Origin of the sequence: Paraburkholderia sp. DD10 (genome assembly GCF_049177125.1) — a bacterium.
GTDB classification, from domain to species: domain Bacteria; phylum Pseudomonadota; class Gammaproteobacteria; order Burkholderiales; family Burkholderiaceae; genus Paraburkholderia; species Paraburkholderia terricola.
Genome location: NZ_CP185393.1, coordinates 3972655 through 3992346, shown reverse-complemented (window position 1 = coordinate 3992346; position 19692 = coordinate 3972655). Strand labels below are relative to the sequence as shown.

Sequence of the window (19692 nt, the reverse complement as noted above, 5' to 3'; positions counted from 1 at the left end):
CGGTAAAATGCGCCGCATGAATATGTCGACCAGCCAGCCCGGCACGGAAATCGGCTTCACATGGCCGATCCGCGTGTATTACGAAGATACCGACGCCGGCGGCATCGTGTTCTACGCGAACTACCTGAAATTTTTCGAGCGGGCGCGAACCGAATGGCTGCGCGCGTGCGGCGTCGACCAGAACCGGCTCGCGAACGAAACGGGCGCGATTTTCATCGTGCGCAGCACGGCGGTCGACTATCGTGCGCCTGCGCGGCTCGACGATGTCGTCAACGTCGTGAGCCGGATCGAGCGGCTCGGCCGCGCCTCGGTCGACTTCGCGCAGGAAGCATGGCGCGACGGCACTTTGCTTGCGGTCGGCTCCATCCGGGTCGGCTGCGTCGAGCGAACCGCGCTGCGGCCGGCCGCGATTCCTCCGCCGGTACTCGCTGCGTTGCGCCGCGGGCCGGGCATCGGCGAAGGCGGGGTGTCAACGGACAACGACTGAACCTCGTTGTTACGGGGCCGGTGAACTCGTATCGATCAAGCAGCACAAAGCATGGTTCGGCTTGCAGCGTCGCCGATGCTGCCGTTTTGCTCACGGCAGGCTTCGATGGCCTTGCAGCCGGACGCCCCCTTCCGGGACGTTAAAACGAACCTTTATGAACACTACACAAGATCTGTCGATCGTTTCCCTCGTACTCAATGCGAGCCTGCTGGCGCAGGCCGTCATGGCCCTGCTGCTGTTGTTGTCGCTGTTGTCGTGGACTTTCATCTTCCGCAAGTGGTTTGCGATCCGCCGGGCGCGCGCGCAAACTGAACGCTTCGAACGCGATTTCTGGTCGGGCGGCGACCTGCAGGCGCTCTACCAGAGCGCCGCGAACAATCGCCACACGATCGGCGCGCTGGAACGGATCTTCGAATCCGGCATGCGCGAATTCCTGAAGGGCAAGGAAAAACGCCTGAACGATCCGGGCGCGATCCTCGACGGCGCACGCCGCGCCATGCGGGCCGCGTTCCAGCGTGAAATGGACGTGCTCGAAGCCAATCTCGCGTTTCTCGCCTCGGTGGGTTCGGTCAGCCCGTATATCGGTCTGTTCGGCACGGTCTGGGGGATCATGAATGCGTTCCGCGGTCTCGCCAACGTCCAGCAGGCCACGCTTGCGAACGTCGCGCCGGGCATCGCCGAAGCGTTGACCGCCACCGCGATCGGCCTGTTCGCCGCGATTCCGGCCGTGGTTGCCTACAACCGCTACGCGCACGACATCGACCGCCTGGCAATCCGCTTCGAGACCTTCATCGAAGAGTTCTCGAACATCCTGCAGCGCCAGGCACAGTAAGGGGTCCAAGATGGCAGGCTCACATTCCAGTATGCGTGGCGGCCGTTCGCGCCGCGCGATGTCCGACATCAACGTCGTGCCGTACATCGACGTGATGCTCGTGCTGCTCGTGATCTTCATGGTGACCGCGCCGCTCGTCGCCCCGTCGATCGTCAATCTGCCGACCGTCGGCGGCGCCGCGCCGCAGCAGCAAACCCCGCCCGTGATCGTGAATATCCGCGCGGACGGCAACATGAGCGTCAAGTACAAAGACGACGCGGGCGCGCAGCAGCAGGAAAACATGACGAAAGCCGACCTCAACGGCTTCATCACCGACCGTTCGCAAACGCATCCTGACCAGCCTGTCGTGATCGCCGCCGACAAGACCGTGAAGTACGAAGTCGTGATGAACGTGATGTCCGAGCTGAAAGCCCGGGGCGTCAAACGCGTTGGATTGCTCGTCAAATCGCAATGATCCGCAAGAATTCCGACTACCCGCTCCAGCCGCCGCGTGAACGCGGCACCGGGCGAGCCTTTGCGTTCGCTCTGGTGATGCACGCGCTGCTCGGGTTCTTTCTGTACCACGGCATCCAGTGGCAGAACAGTACGCCGGAAGGCGCTGAAGCGGAGCTCTGGACCGAGGTGCCGGACACGGCGATCCCGCGCCCGGCTCCGCCTCCTCCCGTGCCGGTGGCCCCTGCCCCGCCGCTGCCCGATGAACAGGCTGACATCGCGTTGCAGGAGAAGAAACGCAAGCAGCAGGAGGCCGCGCGCGAGGCGCAACTCGCCGAGCAGCAGCGTCAGCAGAAATTGCAGGCTCAACAGGAAGCCGAGGCGAAACGTCAGCAGCAACTCGCCGCGGAGCAGGCGGCGCAAAAGGCCGCGGCGCTCAAGCAGAAGCAGTTGCAGCAACAGCAGCAGCAGGCCGACAAGCTCAAGCAACAGCAATTGGCCGAGCAGCAGAAACAGCAGCAATTGAAGGAACAGCAGCAGGAACAGCAAAAACAGGCCGAAGCCGAAGCGCAGAAGAAAGCGGACGCGCAGAAGGCGGCAAAGGCCAAGGCTCAGGCCGAGGCTGCCGCGCAAGCGAAGAAACTCGATGCCGAACGTCGCGCGCGTCTCGCGCAAATGCAAGGCATGGCGGGCGGCGAAGGCTCGACCGGCAACGGGCTTGCGAAGAGCGGCACCGGCAGCGGCTCGGGCGGCACGGCGGCGTCGCCGGGTTACGCGGACAAGGTGCGTCGCGTGGTGCGCCCGAACATTACGTGGGGCGGCGAAACGGAAGGCCTGGAGACGGTGATCTCCGTGCGCTGTTCGCCGACGGGCACCTTGTTGAGCGCAACGATCTCGCGCAGCAGCGGCAACCCCGCGTGGGACGACGCCGCGTTGCGCGCCGTGCAGCGTTCCGATCCGATGCCTCAGGACATCGACGGCAAGACGCCGGGCAGCTTCAAGATCACGCTGCGCCCGGCAGGTTGACGAAGGCCTTGACAGTCAGTTGACAGCAGACGCGGCGCCCCGCCCAGCGTGGCGCGCCGGGGAACGAAATAAAGGTTCGAGGGTCTGTCTGCTGTTGTGAAGCGTTAGTAAAACCGTTTTTGGGGAATCCATACAGCATGAGTTTGATGACCAAGCTAGGCCTGCGGACACTTGTAGCGTCGTGCCTGATCGCCGTCGGCGGCGCCGCCAACGCACAACTCAACGTCCTCGTGACGGGCGTCGGGTCCACCCAGTTTCCGATCGCAACGGCGAATTTCGCCAATGAAGCGAACTCGCCGCAACAGGTCAGCACGATCGTGCGGCAGGATCTGCAACGCAGCGGCAAATTCACCAACATCGACGCGGGCAGCACGCCGGTGCCGGAAACGGCGTCCGTCGACCTCGGCAGCTGGAAGGCCAAGGGCGCCAATGCGTTCGTGTCGGGCAGTGTGAACCGTCTGCCGAACGGCCAGTACGAAGTGCGCTTCAAGCTGTACGACACGGTCAAACAGGAAAGCCTCGGCGGCCTCGTGCTGGTGAGCCCGGAAAGCGGCTTGCGCATGAGCGCGCACAAGGTCGCGGACTACATCTACGCGAAGCTGATGGGCGGGCGCGGCGTGTTCGCCACGCGCCTGTCGTACGTCATCAAGACCGGCGGCCGTTATCAGTTGCAAATCTCCGATTCGGACGGCCAGGACGCGCACATCGCGCTGTCGAGCCCTGAGCCGATCATCTCGCCGGCATGGTCGCCCGACGGCACCAAGGTCGCTTATGTTTCGTTCGAGAAGAAGAAGCCGATCGTCTATATCCACGATCTGCCCACGGGCCGTCGCGTCGTGGTCTCCGACCAGAAGGGCAATAACAGCGCACCGGCGTGGTCGCCGGATGGCCGCACGCTGGCCGTCGCGCTCTCGCGCACCGGCAACACGCAGATCTTCGCCGTCAATGCGGACGGCAGCGGGCTGCGGCGTCTGACGCAAGGCAGCTCGATCGACACGGAACCCACCTTCTCGCCTGACGGCCAGTCGATCTATTTCACCAGCGATCGTGGCGGCCAACCGCAGATCTACAAGATGTCGGCCCAGGGCGAAAGCGCCGGCAGCGCACAGCGCGTCACCTTCACGGGCAGCTACAACACGAGCCCGCGCGTCAGCCCCGACGGCAAGCAACTCGCGTATATTTCGCGCGTCGGCGGCGGATTCAAGCTTTATATCCAGGACCTGCAAGGCAATACGGCCACGGGTCTGACGGACACGACACATGACGAATCGCCGAGCTTCGCGGCGAACGGTCAGTACATTCTTTACGCCACACAGGTGAACGGCCGTGGCGTGTTGGCCGCGGTATCGACCGATGGTCGCACCCGGCAGGTCCTGTCCGTTCAGGGCGGCAGCGTGCGCGAGCCGTCCTGGGCCCGTTTATGCAATAACGTTGATGCAATAACACAAGGAGAGTAAAAAATGATGTCCAAGCTTCGTTTCGCATTTGCCGTTCTGATGGTCGGTGCGCTGGCCGCATGTCACTCGGGCGTCAAGCTCGACGAAAACGCCAACAAGGGCGGTGCAATCGGCACGCAACCGAACCCGACCGATGTCGCACAGGTCAACGTCGATCCGCTGAACGATCCGAACAGCCCGCTCGCCAAGCGCAGCATCTATTTCGACTTCGACAGCTACTCGGTCAAGGACGACTATCAGTCGCTGCTGCAGCAACACTCGCAATACCTTAAGAGCCATCCGCAACGCCACGTGCTGATTCAGGGCAACACCGACGAACGCGGTACGAGCGAGTACAACCTGGCGCTCGGCCAGAAGCGTGCTGAAGCCGTGCGCCGTTCGTTGTCGCTGATGGGCGTGACGGACTCGCAAATGGAAGCCGTGAGCCTCGGCAAGGAAAAGCCGCAAGCCACGGGTCATGACGAATCGTCGTGGGCACAGAACCGCCGCGCCGACCTCGTGTACCAACAGTAAGTAACGGGTGATGAGCCGAATGACGCATCGTTTCTCCTGGCTGCGGTTTGCCGCAGCGGCCTGCGTCGCGGGCACGGCCTTCGCGGCTGTGCCCGCGCATGCGGGCATGTTCGACGACGACCAGGCCCGCCAGGCCATTCTCGATCTGCGCTCGAAGACCGAAAGCCTGTCGAGCCAGTTGTCGGCCGCGCAACGCACGATCCTCGATCAGTCCAACCGTCTCGACCAGTTGAATCAGCAGGTCGCCACGCTGCGCGGGCAGAACGAGGACATGGCCAACCAGCTCGCCGCGGTGCAAAAGCAGCAGAAGGACTACTACACCGATCTTGATACGCGTCTGAAGAAATTCGAGCCGCAGCAACAGACGGTGGACGGGGTCCAGGGCGAGGTGCAGCCGGGCGAAACCGAGTCGTTCAATGCGGCTTCGCAACAGTTCCGCAGCGGCGACTTCAAGAACGCGGCGGCGTCGTTCCGTAGCTTCATCTCCAAGTATCCGAATAGCCCTTATCAGCCGACCGCTCAGTACTGGCTCGGCAACGCGCTGTATGCGCTGCGCGACTACAAGGGCTCGACGGCGACGTGGCAAGGTGTGGTGAAGAACTACCCGCAACATCCGCGTGCGCCGGAAGCGCTGCTTGCGATTGCGAACAATCAGCTTGAGCAAGGTCAGAAGGCCGCGGCCAAGAAGACGCTCGAACAGATCGTCGCGCAATACGGCGGCTCGGATGTCGCGCAGTCGGCTCAGAGCAAGCTGTCGCAAATCAAGTAGCGCAGAAGTTCCTCGCAGTTGGCAGTCACGCGCAGTGTCCGACGTCAAAGCCACGCGCGCCTCTCGCTGAAAAACCCGGGTATCGCTACCCGGGTTTTTCACTATCTGAAGTGCTGATAGCTTGGCCAACCACCATCGGTTGACAGCCTACACGCGCTATCGCTATAATTTCGCTTCTCTTTTGGGTCGTTAGCTCAGCTGGTAGAGCAGCGGACTTTTAATCCGTTGGTCACAGGTTCGAATCCCGTACGGCCTACCAAAAGATTCAAGGGCTTACACGCGTTTGCGTCGTAAGCCCTTTTCTTTTTCCGCATCCTTTTCCAACTTCGTTCATTTGCGGCGTCAAAAAATCGCGCCCGGATCTGCCGCGACAATTTATATCACAATCACATATAATCGACGCTTTCGCTCTGCGCGCCCGGCTTCTGAAAGAGCCTCACGCGCCGCGGCACAAACCTTCAAGCCACTCACTACCGATCCGATCTTGCCACACTCCGCCGTCATTCGCTGGCTCGCCCGCTTCGCTCCGCCCACCATCGCCATCGAATGGAAGGAGCGCTTTCGTTCGTGCCTCGGCGCGCTCATCGGCATCACGTTCACCGGCGCCATCACTCATCTTCTGCTCGGCTCGAGCGGCAACATCCCGATGCTGGTCGCGCCGATGGGCGCCTCCGCCGTGTTGCTGTTCGCCGTGCCGGCGAGTCCGCTTGCGCAACCGTGGTCCATCATCGGCGGCAACCTCGTTTCGGCGACGGTGGGCGTCACGTGCGCCATCTGGGTCCACGATCCCTTGCCGGCGGCGGCGCTTGCCGTCGCGGCGGCGATCTGCGCGATGTTTGCGCTGCGCTGCGTGCACCCGCCGTCCGGAGCGGTCGCGCTCACCGCCGTGCTGGGCGGCCCGGCCGTGCATTCGCTAGGTTACGGCTTCGTGATCGAACCGATCGCGCTTCAATCGGCTGCGCTGCTTTGCGCCGCGATCGTCTATCACACGCTGACCGGGCATCGCTATCCCCATTCCGCGCGGCACCACGGCGACAAAACGGCCGCGACCGCGCAGCCGCGCTCCGGCTTCACGCGTGCGGATCTCGACGCCGTGCTCAAGCGGCAAGGCGAACTGCTCGACATCGCGCCCGACGACCTCGAATCCCTGCTACGTGCATTGCAGTTGCAAACCTACGCTCGCACTTTCGACGAACTGACGTGCGCGGACATCATGTCGCGCGGCGTCATCACCGTGTCGGCGGGAACGCGTGCGGCGACCGCGTGGAGCATCCTGAAACGCCACGGCGTGAAAGCCTTGCCGGTAACGGACGAAGCGCAACATGTGATCGGCATCGTCACACGGGCCGACCTCGGCAGTAGTCAGCAGTTCGGCATGTTCACCAGCGTCCGCCACAAGCTGTTTGGCCGCCGGCGCGCCGGCGAACCCGTCGTGGGCGCGCTGATGACCACCCAGGTGCGCACGGTGGACACCTCCACCTCGATCGCGGACCTCGTGCCGCTTTTTGCCGACTTCGGACATCACCACATTCCGGTGCTGGACAGCGAGACGCGACGACTGGCCGGCATGGTGACCCAAGCCGACCTGATCGCCGGTTTGTATCGTCAGCCGCACAGGCAACTGCAAGCACAAGCACGACAACAGCGCGCCGCCGCCTGATTCGAACAAACTTCGCTCAGCCCCACCACGCCCCGAAATCTCACGTCATGACAAAGATAGCCGCACCCTTTTCCACGAGCCACCCATGAAGCCTCACCCTCGCGAGCTTGGCAAAGCCGATTTCGAGCAGCTATCCGAGTTCCGCTATCAGATGCGGCGCTTCGAACGCTTCTCCGAACAGGCCGCCCAGAGCGAAGGCATCACGCCCTTGCAATATCTGCTGCTTCTGCACATCAAAGGCTATCCGCGGCGAGACTGGGCGACGATCGGCGAGTTGGCCGAGCGGCTGCAAGCGCAGCATCACGGTGTGGTGGCATTGGTGTCGCGCTGTGAAGCGCTCGGCCTCGTCAAGCGCAAGGTCAGCGAGACCGATCGCCGCCAGGTGGAAGTGCATCTGCAAAAGCCCGGCGAAAAGACGCTCGCGAAGCTGGCCGCACTGCACCGCGCCGAGCTGAAGTCGCTCGAAGGCGCTTTCAATGTTCCGCAGATCGATCTTTAGGCGTCTTTGAGCCGCTTTTCTTTCGACCACCGCGTTCGACCACCCGCCGCGGCCCGCCAACCCACCACCGCCCCGACCATGACCGCCGACACCTACAAACGCGACTTCGCCGCCAACCGCCGCCTGCCGGGCATCGCCCTGCTGGCCGCGTGCATCGGCGCAATCAGTACGCTGGCGGCTTTCGCGCTGCTGAGCCTGATTCACCTGTTCACGAACCTGTTTTTCTTCGGCGCGCTGTCCTTCGCGGACCGCTCGCCGTCGCATAACACGCTAGGCGCATGGGTCGTGCTGGTGCCGGTGGCGGGCGGGCTGATCGTCGGCCTGATGGCGCGCTACGGATCGGAAAAGATTCGCGGCCACGGCATCCCCGAAGCGATCGAGGCGATCCTGTTCGGCAAGAGCCGCATGTCGCCGAAGGTAGCGGTGCTCAAGCCGCTGTCCTCGGGCATCGTGATCGGCAGCGGCGGCCCGTTCGGCGCCGAAGGCCCGATCATCATGACGGGCGGCGCGCTCGGCTCGCTGATCGCGCAGTGCGTGCGCGTGAGCGCGGCGGAACGCAAGACGCTGCTGGTCGCGGGCGCCGCGGCCGGCATGACCGCGGTGTTCGGCACGCCGGTCGCGGCGGTGCTGCTTGCGGTCGAGTTGCTGCTGTTCGAATGGCGGCCGCGCAGTTTCTTGCCCGTCGCGCTGGCGTGCGCGGTGGCGGGTTTCGCGCGGGCACCGCTGTTCGGCGCGGGGCCGCTGTTTCCGCTTGAAACGACGCCGCCCGGCGCACTATCGCTTTTCGCGTGCGTGCTGGCCGGGCTGCTCTCGGGAGCCTTGGCAGCGGGGCTGTCCGCGGCGCTCTACAAGACCGAGGACCTGTTCGGCAAGCTGAGCATTCACTGGATGTGGTGGCCCGCGCTCGGCGGCCTCGTGGTCGGCATCGGCGGCTTTATCGAGCCGCGCGCGCTCGGTGTCGGGTATGACGTCATCGGCGATCTGTTGCATCTGCATCTGGCATTGCAGGCTGCGCTTGCGTTGTTGCTCGTGAAAGCCGTCATGTGGGTCGTCGCGCTCGGCTCGGGCACGTCGGGCGGCGTACTGGCGCCGCTGCTGATGCTGGGCGCCGGTCTAGGCGTGGTGATGAGCCATCTGCTGCCGGGCAGCGACCCCGCGCTGTGGCCGCTCGTCTGCATGGCGGCCACGCTCGGTGCGACGCTGGGCGCGCCGCTTACCGCCATCGTGTTCGCCTTCGGGCTGACTCACGACAGCAATGCGTTGCTGCCGCTTCTCGCCGCCACGCTGGTCGCGCACGGCTTCGCGACGGTCGTGATGCGACGCTCGATCATGACCGAGAAAATCGCGCGCCGCGGTTATCACATTTATCGTGAATACGGCGTCGATCCGCTCGAACGTCATTACATCGACGAGGTGATGACGCGCGAAGTGGAAACGATCGATGCCCAACTGACGGTCGGCGAAGCGCTAGCGAAGTACTTCGGCGCGACGCAAATGCATCGGGCGTATCCGGTGATCGATGCGGGCAAGGTGGCGGGCGTGGTCGAGCGTGCGACGCTCGAACGTGCACGCACCGAGTGGGACGGCGCTGGCGCCGCGACCACGCTGCTCGAATTGATGAAAACGCGTGCGCCGGTCGTCGCGGTGCCGGGCGAAACTTGCCGCCTGGTGGCAACGCGGCTTGCGGTTCATAACCTGGAACGCGTGCCCGTAGTGGACGATGCAAACACGCGGCGGCTCGTCGGCATCGTGTCCCGCAGCGATCTGGTGAAGCCGTCGCTCGCTCACTTCGACGAAGAGCACAAGAAGGAACGCTTCAGGCGTCTCGGCCCACGCTCGGCAAAGCGCCGCCTGTCGCCGGTGCGGCGTGCCGGCTGAGCGCGCCAGCCCTAACCGGGCGCGATTTTCGTCGCGCGAGCGAGCGGGCAACGGGCCGTGAGCCGTTGCAAATCGCGCTGAATCGGAATGACATGACTGCATTTCCCACAGTCGAAACGAACAATCCCAGAGCGTTCGTCGTCATTGCACGTACAACAAGAGCCGCACTCCTACACGCGACTTAACCAGCACCGATAGATACAACGGACGACAAACGTGAACATTTATTGAGACATCAAGACGTGCAATGATCGCCGCCGATCCAGCGAAACAGGCTGTGATACCGCGTGAGTAGACGCTCTGGCAACGCCGCAGCCCCCTGCGCTTTCATTCCGTCGAGATGGCCAATTTCCTGTTCAATCTTGTCTCAAACCTCGCATTGCTGGCGGCCGTGCTGATTGTCTGTCATCTATGCAACCGGCTGATACCGGGCGCGACGCTCAATGGGCCGCATGTGTTTGTCGGGCTCGCATTGGCCGCACTGCTGTTCGATGCCGCGCTGACCTTTCTCATATTCGCCGATGCGCAAAACCGCTACGGCCAGTTCAGCACGCGTGCTGCGTTTTTTCAACGCGCCGGCGCCTATGGGCTTGCAGGGCTCGCCGCCTTCGGCTGGCGCTATCTGTGGCGCCGCTCGCGCCAGGCTAAAGCCGGTGACTCGCTTGTCATCCGCACTTCGCCGTATTCGGAATCGCATCTGCCGATGTAACGCGACGCCCTTTGCGATCAATTGTTTTGCAAAATCCGCCCGAGAGAGCGAAAAAAACGGCGTCGCGAGATTCGCGACGCCGTTTGTCGTTCCGGCCACACCAGCGATGAAGCGTCAGCGGGTGCCGGGCTTGGAGGCGTCCTTGCGCATCATCTTCCACAGCGCGCCGAGCAGAACCGGCACGATTGCCGCGCCGATACCCACCAGCACGATCACATTCAGATATTGGCGGATGAACGGAATGTTGCCGAAGAAATAACCGAGCAACACCAGCAGCAGCACCCACAACAACGCGCCGAGAACGTTGAAAAGCTGAAACCGGCTCACCGTCATTTCGGACGCGCCGGCAACGAAGGGCGCGAAGGTCCGCACTACCGGAATGAAGCGCGCCAGCACGATGGTCTTGCCGCCATGCTTTTCGTAGAAATTGTGGGTCTTCTGCAATGCGCTGCGGTCGAGAAAGCGCTCGAGAAAAGGGATGTGCGAATTGAACACCCGCGGTCCAATGGCCCGCCCAATCATATAGTTGACCGTGTTGCCGCTGATTGCCGCGACGAGCAGCAGCACGATCAGCAAGCCAACGTTCATTTCACCGGTCGCGCAGAAAGCACCGCCGATGAACAGCAATGAGTCGCCCGGCAAAAACGGCAGGACGACCAGCCCCGTTTCGCAGAACACGATCAGAAACAGCACCGCGTAGACCCAGGCGCCGTACACGTGAATGAAGTCTCCCAGAAACTTGTCGATGTGCAAGACAAGATTGGCGAAATGTAGCAACGTGTCCAAAGGCGTCCTTTATTGAGCGAATGTGAGCGCGGCGGGGAATAGCTCTGCGAACCTACGAGCGAACGCGACGAGCACTCGCTCACCGCCCCGCAATTGACCGCGTCATGATACCGAAAGTGCCCGGCCGCAATTAAAAAAGTCCGGCCGCTCGGACGCCTCGGGGCCGGCGGTGCCGAATCGCTATAATTTCGCCATGTCCGAATTCTCCGAAACGTCTGCCGGCACCACCGCCGCGGCCGCGGTTTCCGCCGCTGCGCCCGCCCCACGCCCATTGCGCGCGATTCAGCCGCTGCCCGACCAGTTGATCAGCCAGATCGCGGCCGGCGAAGTGGTCGAGCGGCCCGCTTCGGTGGTCAAGGAGTTGCTGGAAAATGCGCTCGACGCGGGTGCGCAGACTTTGCGCATCATGCTCGACGAAGGCGGCGTCAAACGTATTTCGATCACCGACGACGGCCGCGGCATTCCCGAAAACGAACTGGCGCTTGCGCTGATGCGTCATGCGACGAGCAAGATCCGCTCGCTTGCCGAACTGGAAGCGGTCGCCACGCTGGGGTTTCGCGGCGAGGCGCTAGCCTCGATCGCATCGGTCGCGCAGATGTACATCACGAGCCGCACCGCGGACGCGCCGCATGCGGTGCGCGTCGACGCGCAAACCGGCGTGCTGAGCCCCGCTGCCGGCACCCAGGGCACCACGATCGAAGTGCGCGAGTTGTACTTCAACACGCCCGCGCGCCGCAAGTTTCTGAAGAGCGAGCAAACCGAACTCGGCCATTGTCTCGAACAGATTCGCCGCGCGGCGCTGGCACGACCGGACGTGGCGATTTCGGTGCTGCATAACGGCAAGGCGGTCGAACACTGGAACGCCAGCGAACCACCCGTGCGAGTCGCGAAGATTCTCGGCGAGACATTTGCAACGGCGCATCTGCCGCTCGACGAATCCGCCGGACCGCTTGCCGTCTACGGCTGCGCGGGTCTGCCGACCGCGAGCCGCGGGCGCGCCGACCAGCAGTATTTCTTCGTCAACGGCCGCTTCGTGCGTGACAAGCTGCTCACGCACGCCGTGCGCGCTGCTTATGAAGACGTGCTGCACGGCGACCGCTATCCGTCCTACGTGCTGTTTCTCGATCTGCCGCCTGAAGCCGTCGATGTGAACGTGCATCCGTCGAAGATCGAAGTGCGTTTTCGCGATTCGCGCTCGATTCACCAGTTCGTGTTCCACGCGGTACAGCGCGCGCTGGCGCGGCATGCGGGCGCGTCGCCGGAAACGACGGCAGGCGGGCATGCCGCGCATCTGGAGGCGTCGATGGGCGGGCCGGCGTCGTTCGGCGCCACGCCGTTAGGTGGAGCGGGTACCGCCAGCCTTGGTACGAGCGCGGGCGCAGGCGGCTTCGGTGGCGGATCTGGCTCGTCGTCACAGCCGGGCAACACATGGATGCGCCAGGCGCGCATGACGCAAGGCACCTTGCCCGTTGCCCAACCGCTGGCGTTTTACGACGCGCTGTTCGGCCGCAGAGACACAAACGCCGGCGCAGTGGAAGGCGCGACGCTCTTCGAAGCGCGCGACTCGGCCACGGAAACAACCGCGCCGTACAACGCCTCCGCGCCTTATGCGTCACCCGCCTTCAACGTCGCCGACGAACAGCCGCTCGGCTTCGCGCTCGGCCAGATCCACGGCATCTACGTGCTCGCGCAGAACGCGCACGGCCTCGTGATCGTCGACATGCACGCCGCGCACGAGCGCATTCTGTACGAGCAGTTCAAGAACGCGCTGGCCGATCGCACGATCGCCGTCCAACCGCTGCTGATCCCGCAGACGATGCAGGCCGATCCGATCGAAATCGGCACGGTCGAGGAAGAGCGCGACACGCTCGACGCGCTCGGCTTCGACCTCGCGGTGCTGTCGCCCACCACGCTCGCCATCCGCGCCGTGCCCGCGCTCTTGAAAGACGCCGATCTACAGGCGCTGGCGCGCGCGGTCCTCTCCGACCTTCACGCGTTCGGCGGCTCGCGCGTGTTGACCGAGCGTCAGCACGAACTGCTCGGCACGCTCGCCTGCCATCACGCGGTGCGGGCGAACCGGCGCCTGACGCTCGATGAAATGAACGCGCTGCTGCGCCAGATGGAAGCGACCGAGCGCGCCGATCAATGCAACCACGGGCGTCCGACGTGGTATCAGTTGACGCTCTCCGATCTCGATCGGCTGTTCATGCGTGGGCAGTAGCGGTGCGCTCGATCACGCTCATTCGCCGCGCGCCGGTTTCCCCATGACTTCACGCACTGCCACGCCGGTCGCTTGCCTGCTAGGGCCCACCGCATCCGGCAAGACCGCCGCCGCGCTCGCGCTGGCCGCGCGGCGGCCGGTGGAAATCATCAGTGTGGATTCGGCGCTGGTCTATCGCGAGATGGACATCGGCACGGCAAAACCGACGGCGCAAGAGCTCGCGGCGGCACCGCATCATCTGATCGACATCGTCGATCCGGCCAACGCCTATTCAGCGGCCGAATTTCGCGCGGATGCGTTGCGCCTGCTGGGCGAGATCAGCGCGCGCGGGCGAGTGCCGTTGCTGGTCGGCGGGACCATGCTGTACTACAAGGCGCTCACGCAAGGACTGAACGACCTGCCGCCCGCCGACGCCGAGCTTCGCGCCTCGCTCGACGCCGATGCCGCGCGCGAAGGCTGGCCTGCAATGCATGCGCGACTTGCCGCGCTCGACCCCGTGACGGCCGCTCGTCTTGCGCCAAACGATTCGCAGCGGATTCAGCGGGCGCTGGAAGTGTTCATGTTGACCGGCCAGCCGATGTCCGCGTTGCTGGCCGCGCCGGCTCGGGTGGACAACGCCGCTTCGGCGTGGCGCTTCGTGCCGGTTGCGCTGGAACCTTCCGATCGAAGCATGCTGCACGCGCGCATCGAAAAGCGCTTCGACGCGATGCTGGCGGGCGGCTTCGTCGATGAAGTGGTGAAACTGCGCGAGCGTGGGGATTTGTCGCCGGAGATGCCGTCGATGCGTTGCGTGGGCTATCGGCAGGTATGGGAATATCTCGACGGAGCCGTCGATTATCCGACCATGCGGGACAAGGGAATCTTCGCTACGCGGCAACTGTGCAAGCGGCAGCTTACGTGGCTGCGGAGCATGACTGAGCGGGTAGTGATCGATTGCTGCGACCCGCGCGCTACCGCGCGGGTGCTCGATGTGATTGAAGCGTTGATCTGAATCGCTATCGGCCCCGCGCGGCGCTTGGAACTTCCACGCCGCGCAGGCAAACGAGCCTTGGGTTAAACCACGACCGTTTGAGCTTCACCCGGCGCGCTTTCGCGAATCGCGCCGATTTTCCAGACCTGCTCGCCGGCTGCGGACAACAGCCCGATCGCCGCGTCCGCATCCGCGGCGGACACCACCACCGCCATCCCGATGCCGCAGTTGAACACGCGGTGCATTTCGGCATCCGCCACGCCGCCGTGCTTTTGCAGCCACGAGAACAGCGGCGGCAACGGCCAGCCGCGATGATCCAGCTCAGCCGTCAGGCCTTCACGCAAAACGCGCGGAATGTTCTCGACGAGCCCGCCGCCGGTAATGTGCGCCATACCCTTCACAGCGATCTGCTGCATCACGGCGAGCAACGGCTTCACATAGATATGCGTGGGCGCCATCAGCGCGTCGGCGAGTGAGCGGCCGTCGAAATCCGCATTCAGATCAGGCTGCGCGCGCTCGATGATCTTGCGCACCAGCGAAAAACCGTTCGAATGAATCCCGCTCGAAGCCAGCCCCAACACCACGTCGCCGGGGGCGATCGTGCTGCCGTCGATAATCTTGCTCTTTTCGACCGCGCCGACCGCGAAGCCAGCCAGATCGTACTCGCCGTCCGGATACATGCCCGGCATTTCCGCCGTCTCGCCGCCGATCAGTGCGCAGCCCGCCAGTTCGCAACCATATGCGATACCCTTCACGACCGTGGCCGCCGTACCGACGTCCAGCTTGCCGCACGCGAAGTAGTCGAGGAAGAACAGCGGCTCGGCGCCTTGCACGAGAATGTCGTTCACGCTCATCGCCACCAGGTCCTGGCCGACGGTGTCGTGTTTGTTCAGTTGAAACGCGAGGCGCAGCTTCGTGCCGACACCGTCGGTGCCCGACACCAGCACCGGCTCCTTGTAGCGCTTCGGCACTTCGAACAGCGCGCCGAACCCGCCGATGCCGCCCAGCACGCCGTCGCGCATCGTCTTTTTGGCAAATGGCTTGATCGCGTCGACAAGGGCGTCGCCCGCGTCGATGTCCACGCCGGCGTCGCGATACGACAAACCTTGGGCGTCAGGGGCGGATTTCGGTTGATTCATGGGGAAGAGCGAGAAGGTCGGTAAAATGCGATTTTACCCGATGCCGGCCGGTTGGCTGGATTTCACGCGTTCCGACGACACCTGGGAAACAAACTTTGCAACAGAACTCCTCCATCCTGACGCCCGTTCAGCGCCGCGCCTTCATCTGGCTGGCCATCGCACTGGGCGTCGGCATTTTGCTGTGGCTCCTGAGCCCGGTCCTCACACCGTTTCTGCTCGGCGCGATTCTCGCGTACATTCTTCAGCCTGGCGTCGCGTGGATGGTGCGCCGGCGTGTGCCGCGCGCCGTCGCCGCGTTGCTGATGATGCTGCTGTTCACGCTCCTGATGACCATGCTCGTGCTGCTGGTGCTGGCCGTCGTCCAGAAAGAAGCGCCGCAACTCAGGCAGCAGGTTCCGGTGCTGTTCACGCATATCAACGCGTGGCTGCAACCGAAACTCGCGCTGCTGGGCCTTGCCGATTCGCTCGATTTCGCCAGCATCCGCGATCTCGTGATGGGGCAACTGGAAGGCAGCGCGCAAACCGTCGCGCTTTACGTGTGGACCTCCGTGCGCACCAGCGGCAACGTCATGATGACGGTGGTCGGCAACGTCGTGATGGTGCCGCTCGTGCTGTTCTATCTGCTGTACGACTGGAATCGCATGCTCGCGCGCATGCAGGCCGTCGTGCCGCGCCGCTGGCTCGACAAGACGCTGCAACTCGCGCGCGACATGGACCAGATGCTGTCGCAATACCTGCGCGGCCAGTTGCTCGTCATGGGCGTGCTCGCCGTGTACTACGCGGTCGCGCTGACCATCGCCCGCTTCGAGATCGCGTTGCCGGTCGGCATTTTCACGGGTCTCGCGGTGTTCATCCCGTACATCGGTTTCGCCACCGGTCTCGCGCTGGCGCTGCTCGCGGCGCTCCTGCAATTCGGCGACTGGTATGGCTTCGGCGCGGTCGCGCTGATTTACGGCGTCGGCCAGATCGTGGAGAGCTTCTTTCTCACGCCGCGCCTCGTCGGCGAACGCATTGGCCTGCACCCGCTCGCGGTCATCTTCGCGCTGCTTGCGTTCGGCCAGCTGTTCGGCTTTTTCGGCGTGTTGCTGGCGCTGCCGGTCAGCGCGATTCTCTCGGTGGCGATGCGCGAGTTGCGGCAAAGCTATCTGACGAGCACGCTTTACAACAACTGACGGGTCATTGACTTGTCATCGACTGTTTAGGGCCCGAGGTTCGGGCCATTCGCGGCCCAAGCCTCATTTTCGGCATCAACCTACTGTGCTTCGTCAACTGACGCTCGATCTCGGCACCCCGCCGCCATCGACATTCGATAACTTCTTCGCCGGCGCCAACGCCGAGCTGGTCACGCGGCTGCGCGAGCTCGACAACGCGCTCGCGGCCGGGCCGGTGGCCGATCGCACCTTCTATATCTGGGGCGAAGCCGGCAGTGGCCGCACGCATCTTTTGCAGGCGCTGGTGCACGAAGCGCCACCGGGCCATGCGCGCTATGCGGGTCCCCAGAGCAGTCTCGCCGCCTTCACGTTCGACCCGCGCGTCGCGCTGTATGCGATCGACGATTGCGACGCTTTGTCGGCCGCGCAGCAGATCGCCGTGTTCAATCTCTTCAACGAAGTGCGCGCGCATCCCACGAGCGCGCTGGTCGCCGCGGGCAACGCGCCGCCGATCGGCATGACGGTGCGCGAGGATTTGCGCACGCGGCTCGGCTGGGGCCTCGTGTTCCATCTGGCGCCGCTGCCGGACGAGGACAAGGCCGCCGTGCTGAAGCACGCGGCGCGCGAGCGCGGCATCATGCTCGCCGACGACGTGCCCGCCTACCTGCTCACGCATTTTCGCCGCGACATGCCGAGCCTGATGGCGCTGCTCGACGCGCTCGACCGCTTCTCGCTCGAACAGAAACGCGCCGTCACGCTGCCGCTTTTGCGCACCATGCTCGCCAAGCCGGACGCCGACGAACGGCGCGCGGCGTCCGCTTCGTCTGCGTCACCCGCCGCTTCAAGTAAAATAGGCCCTCATGGCTAATCTCGCACTCTTCGATCTCGACCACACCCTCATTCCCACCGACAGCGACCACGAATGGGGCCGCTTCATGGTGAAACACGGCATGGTCGACGCCGACAATTTCGCCCGTGAAAACGACCGCTTTTACGCCGACTACAAAGCCGGCCAGCTCGACATTCACGCTTACCTGATCGCCATGCTCACGCCGCTCGCCAAGTACACGCGCGCGCAGCTCGCCGACTTTCACGCGCAGTACATGCACGAAGTCATCACACCGGCGATCCAGCCGGTCGCGCTGGAACTGGTGAAGCAACATCAGGAAGCGGGCGACCTCTGCTGCGTGGTCACGGCCACCAACGAATTCATCACCCGTCCGATCGCGCAAGCGTTCGGCGTCGACACGCTGATCGCCTGCGAAGTGGAAACCGTCGACGGCCAGCCGCATTCGCCGTACACCGGCCGCCCCACCGGCATGCCGAGCTACAAGGAAGGCAAGATCGCGCGCACCGAGGCGTGGCTCGCCTCGCTCGGCAAGACGTGGAGCGACTTCGAGCGCAGCTATTTCTATAGCGACTCGCACAACGACATTCCGCTGCTCGAAAAGGTCACCGATCCGATCGCGACCAATCCCGACGACACATTGCGCGCCCATGCGCAGGCCAAAGGCTGGCGCATCCTCGAACTCTTTCAATCCACGTGATCAAAAAATTTATCCGCAAGCTATTCGGCCAGGACTCGGCGCCCGCTGAGGACACCCCATCCGCCGAAGCCGAAGCAGACGAAACCGGCAGCGCACCGGCACGCCATGCAGCAGGCGCTTCAGGCGCCGGCAAGACACGCCGCAAACCCGCCCGCGGCGGCGCGGCGGTCAAAACCGTGCCCGATCCCGATGTACCGGTCATCATTCCGCACGACGTGCACGGCATCGATCAGGCGCTGATCTCGAGAAACGCGATTCGCGTGACCGAAGGGCTGCAACAGGCGGGGCACCGCGCGTTCATCGTCGGCGGCGCGGTGCGCGATCTGCTGCTCGGCATCAAGCCGAAAGACTTCGACGTCGCCACGGACGCCACGCCCGAACAGGTGCAGAAGCTGTTTCGCCGCGCGCGCATCATCGGCCGGCGGTTTCAGATCGTGCACGTGCAGTTCGGCCAGGAAATCATCGAAACCTCGACGTTCCGCGCGCTGGTCGATCCGCCGGCCGCCGACGCGCCGCCGCAGCGCCGCCTGAAGCGCGACGAACTCGACCGCCGCACGCACGCCGTGGACGCGAGCGGTCGCGTGCTGCGCGACAACGTCTGGGGCGAGCAGCACGAAGACGCCACGCGCCGCGATTTCACGATCAACGCGATGTACTACGATCCGGCCACGCAAACCGTGCTGGATTATCACAACGGCATGGCCGACATGCGCGCGCGCCTCTTGCGCATGATTGGCGACCCCGCCACGCGTTATCGCGAGGATCCGGTGCGCATGCTGCGCGTGGTGCGTTTTGCCGCGAAGCTGGACTTCGAGATCGAGGACACGACGCGCGCGCCGATCGCCGACATGGCGGATCTGATCAACAACGTGCCCGCCGCGCGTCTTTTCGACGAGATGCTCAAGCTGATGCTGTCGGGCCACGCGCTCGCCTGCCTGAAGCGTCTGCGCCAGGAAGGCCTGCATCATGGCCTGCTGCCGTTGCTCGATGTGGTGCTGGAGCAACCCACCGGCGAAAAATTCATCACGCTTGCACTCACCAACACGGATGCTCGAGTGCGCGCCGGCAAACCGGTGTCGCCCGGCTTCCTGTTCGCCACGCTGCTGTGGCACGACGTGCAGCAGCGCTGGCAGAAATTTGAAGCGAACGGTGAATATCCGGTGCCCGCGCTGCATCGCGCGATGGACGAAGTCCTCGATATGCAAACCGGGAAACTTGCGATCCATAAGCGCTTTTCGGCGGACATGCGCGAAATCTGGGGCCTGCAGTTGCGCCTCGAAAAACGCTCGGGAAGGAGCGCGCTGAAGCTGCTGGAACACCAAAGATTTAGAGCGGGGTATGATTTCCTCCTGTTGCGCTGCGAATCGGGTGAACTCGACGAGTCGGTCGGTGCGTGGTGGACGGAGTTCATCGAAGGAGACGTCGCGGCGCGTGAGGCCTTGCTCACGCAAGGCGGGAAGGACCGGAGTCCCCGAAAACGACGGCGGCGCAGCAGTGGCGCCAGGAACCGCAATGCGGGCGACGGAATGGAGGGCGGCACGCCAGCCGAACGCACAGCCAACGAAGCGGGCCATGACGGTTCGCACGAAAACTGACCTCGCGTTCGCTGAAGCCGT

Annotated in this window: 18 protein-coding genes, 1 tRNA gene and 1 pseudogene; 18 read left to right on the top strand and 2 right to left on the bottom strand. The window is 63.9% G+C overall.

Features of this window, described 5'->3' with window-relative positions; translation table 11 throughout:
• Positions 1–7: 7 nt before the first annotated feature.
• The 12 genes and pseudogenes from ybgC to ACOCG7_RS33350 all read left to right on the top strand — a co-directional run bounded on the left by ybgC (position 8) and on the right by ACOCG7_RS33350 (position 10262).
• Positions 8–487, top strand: coding sequence for a tol-pal system-associated acyl-CoA thioesterase (gene ybgC / locus ACOCG7_RS33405; protein WP_073428180.1), 480 nt, complete (start codon positions 8–10; stop codon positions 485–487).
• A 154-nt stretch (positions 488–641) separates the two neighbouring features.
• Positions 642–1319: a protein TolQ gene (gene tolQ / locus ACOCG7_RS33400; RefSeq protein ID WP_007179119.1), complete on the top strand. Its 678-nt coding sequence runs from the start codon at positions 642–644 to the stop codon at positions 1317–1319.
• A gap of 10 nt (positions 1320–1329) precedes the next feature.
• On the top strand, positions 1330–1773 hold the full coding sequence (tolR, locus tag ACOCG7_RS33395; protein WP_073428181.1) for a protein TolR: 444 nt from the start codon (positions 1330–1332) through the stop codon (positions 1771–1773).
• Positions 1770–2777 (top strand): cell envelope integrity protein TolA, encoded by a 1008-nt coding sequence (tolA, locus tag ACOCG7_RS33390; RefSeq protein WP_073428182.1) that lies wholly within the window; start codon positions 1770–1772, stop codon positions 2775–2777. Before tolR ends, tolA begins: the two co-directional genes overlap by 4 nt.
• Before the next feature lie 137 nt (positions 2778–2914).
• Positions 2915–4206, top strand: a pseudogene (gene tolB, locus ACOCG7_RS33385) (Tol-Pal system beta propeller repeat protein TolB).
• Between the two features lie 31 nt (positions 4207–4237).
• Positions 4238–4747 (top strand): peptidoglycan-associated lipoprotein Pal, encoded by a 510-nt coding sequence (gene pal / locus ACOCG7_RS33380; protein WP_073428184.1) that lies wholly within the window; start codon positions 4238–4240, stop codon positions 4745–4747.
• A 19-nt stretch (positions 4748–4766) separates the two neighbouring features.
• On the top strand, positions 4767–5516 hold the full coding sequence (ybgF, locus tag ACOCG7_RS33375; RefSeq protein ID WP_073428185.1) for a tol-pal system protein YbgF: 750 nt from the start codon (positions 4767–4769) through the stop codon (positions 5514–5516).
• Positions 5517–5699: 183 nt separating this feature from the next.
• Positions 5700–5775, top strand: a tRNA-Lys gene (locus ACOCG7_RS33370).
• A 225-nt stretch (positions 5776–6000) separates the two neighbouring features.
• Positions 6001–7176: an HPP family protein gene (locus tag ACOCG7_RS33365; RefSeq protein ID WP_073428186.1), complete on the top strand. Its 1176-nt coding sequence runs from the start codon at positions 6001–6003 to the stop codon at positions 7174–7176.
• Between the two features lie 85 nt (positions 7177–7261).
• Positions 7262–7675, top strand: coding sequence for a MarR family winged helix-turn-helix transcriptional regulator (locus ACOCG7_RS33360; protein ID WP_073428187.1), 414 nt, complete (start codon positions 7262–7264; stop codon positions 7673–7675).
• A 78-nt stretch (positions 7676–7753) separates the two neighbouring features.
• Entirely contained in the window at positions 7754–9553 is a 1800-nt protein-coding gene (locus ACOCG7_RS33355; protein ID WP_073428188.1) for a chloride channel protein, read from the top strand.
• A gap of 340 nt (positions 9554–9893) precedes the next feature.
• Complete coding sequence (locus ACOCG7_RS33350; RefSeq protein ID WP_073428189.1) at positions 9894–10262, top strand: hypothetical protein; 369 nt, start codon at positions 9894–9896, stop codon at positions 10260–10262.
• Between the two features lie 114 nt (positions 10263–10376).
• On the opposite strand, the gene ACOCG7_RS33345 is transcribed toward ACOCG7_RS33350, so the two are convergent.
• The gene (locus ACOCG7_RS33345; protein WP_073428190.1) at positions 10377–11048 is read right to left on the bottom strand and encodes a DedA family protein; all 672 of its coding nucleotides are present in this window, start codon (positions 11046–11048) and stop codon (positions 10377–10379) included.
• A 193-nt stretch (positions 11049–11241) separates the two neighbouring features.
• Here ACOCG7_RS33345 and mutL point away from each other — a divergent pair, with 193 nt between their 5' ends.
• The gene (mutL, locus tag ACOCG7_RS33340; RefSeq protein WP_073428191.1) at positions 11242–13269 is read left to right on the top strand and encodes a DNA mismatch repair endonuclease MutL; all 2028 of its coding nucleotides are present in this window, start codon (positions 11242–11244) and stop codon (positions 13267–13269) included.
• A gap of 43 nt (positions 13270–13312) precedes the next feature.
• Positions 13313–14260 carry a tRNA (adenosine(37)-N6)-dimethylallyltransferase MiaA gene (gene miaA / locus ACOCG7_RS33335; protein ID WP_073428192.1) on the top strand — a complete coding sequence of 316 codons (948 nt, stop codon included), beginning with the start codon at positions 13313–13315 and terminating at the stop codon, positions 14258–14260.
• Positions 14261–14322: 62 nt separating this feature from the next.
• Here miaA and purM read toward each other — a convergent pair whose 3' ends face one another.
• The gene (gene purM, locus ACOCG7_RS33330) at positions 14323–15378 is read right to left on the bottom strand and encodes a phosphoribosylformylglycinamidine cyclo-ligase (RefSeq protein ID WP_073428193.1); all 1056 of its coding nucleotides are present in this window, start codon (positions 15376–15378) and stop codon (positions 14323–14325) included.
• 95 nt (positions 15379–15473) lie between these two features.
• On the opposite strand from purM, the gene ACOCG7_RS33325 reads away from it, so the two are divergent.
• The 4 genes from ACOCG7_RS33325 to pcnB all read left to right on the top strand — a co-directional run bounded on the left by ACOCG7_RS33325 (position 15474) and on the right by pcnB (position 19671).
• Entirely contained in the window at positions 15474–16550 is a 1077-nt protein-coding gene (locus tag ACOCG7_RS33325; RefSeq protein WP_073428194.1) for an AI-2E family transporter, read from the top strand.
• Between the two features lie 85 nt (positions 16551–16635).
• Positions 16636–17397, top strand: a complete 762-nt coding sequence (hda, locus tag ACOCG7_RS33320) for a DnaA regulatory inactivator Hda (RefSeq protein WP_073428195.1) — start codon at positions 16636–16638, stop codon at positions 17395–17397.
• Complete coding sequence (locus tag ACOCG7_RS33315; protein WP_073428196.1) at positions 17390–18076, top strand: HAD family hydrolase; 687 nt, start codon at positions 17390–17392, stop codon at positions 18074–18076. The genes hda and ACOCG7_RS33315 overlap by 8 nt, the downstream gene beginning before the upstream one ends.
• Positions 18073–19671, top strand: a complete 1599-nt coding sequence (pcnB, locus tag ACOCG7_RS33310) for a polynucleotide adenylyltransferase PcnB (RefSeq protein WP_073428197.1) — start codon at positions 18073–18075, stop codon at positions 19669–19671. The genes ACOCG7_RS33315 and pcnB overlap by 4 nt, the downstream gene beginning before the upstream one ends.
• Positions 19672–19692: the final 21 nt, after the last annotated feature.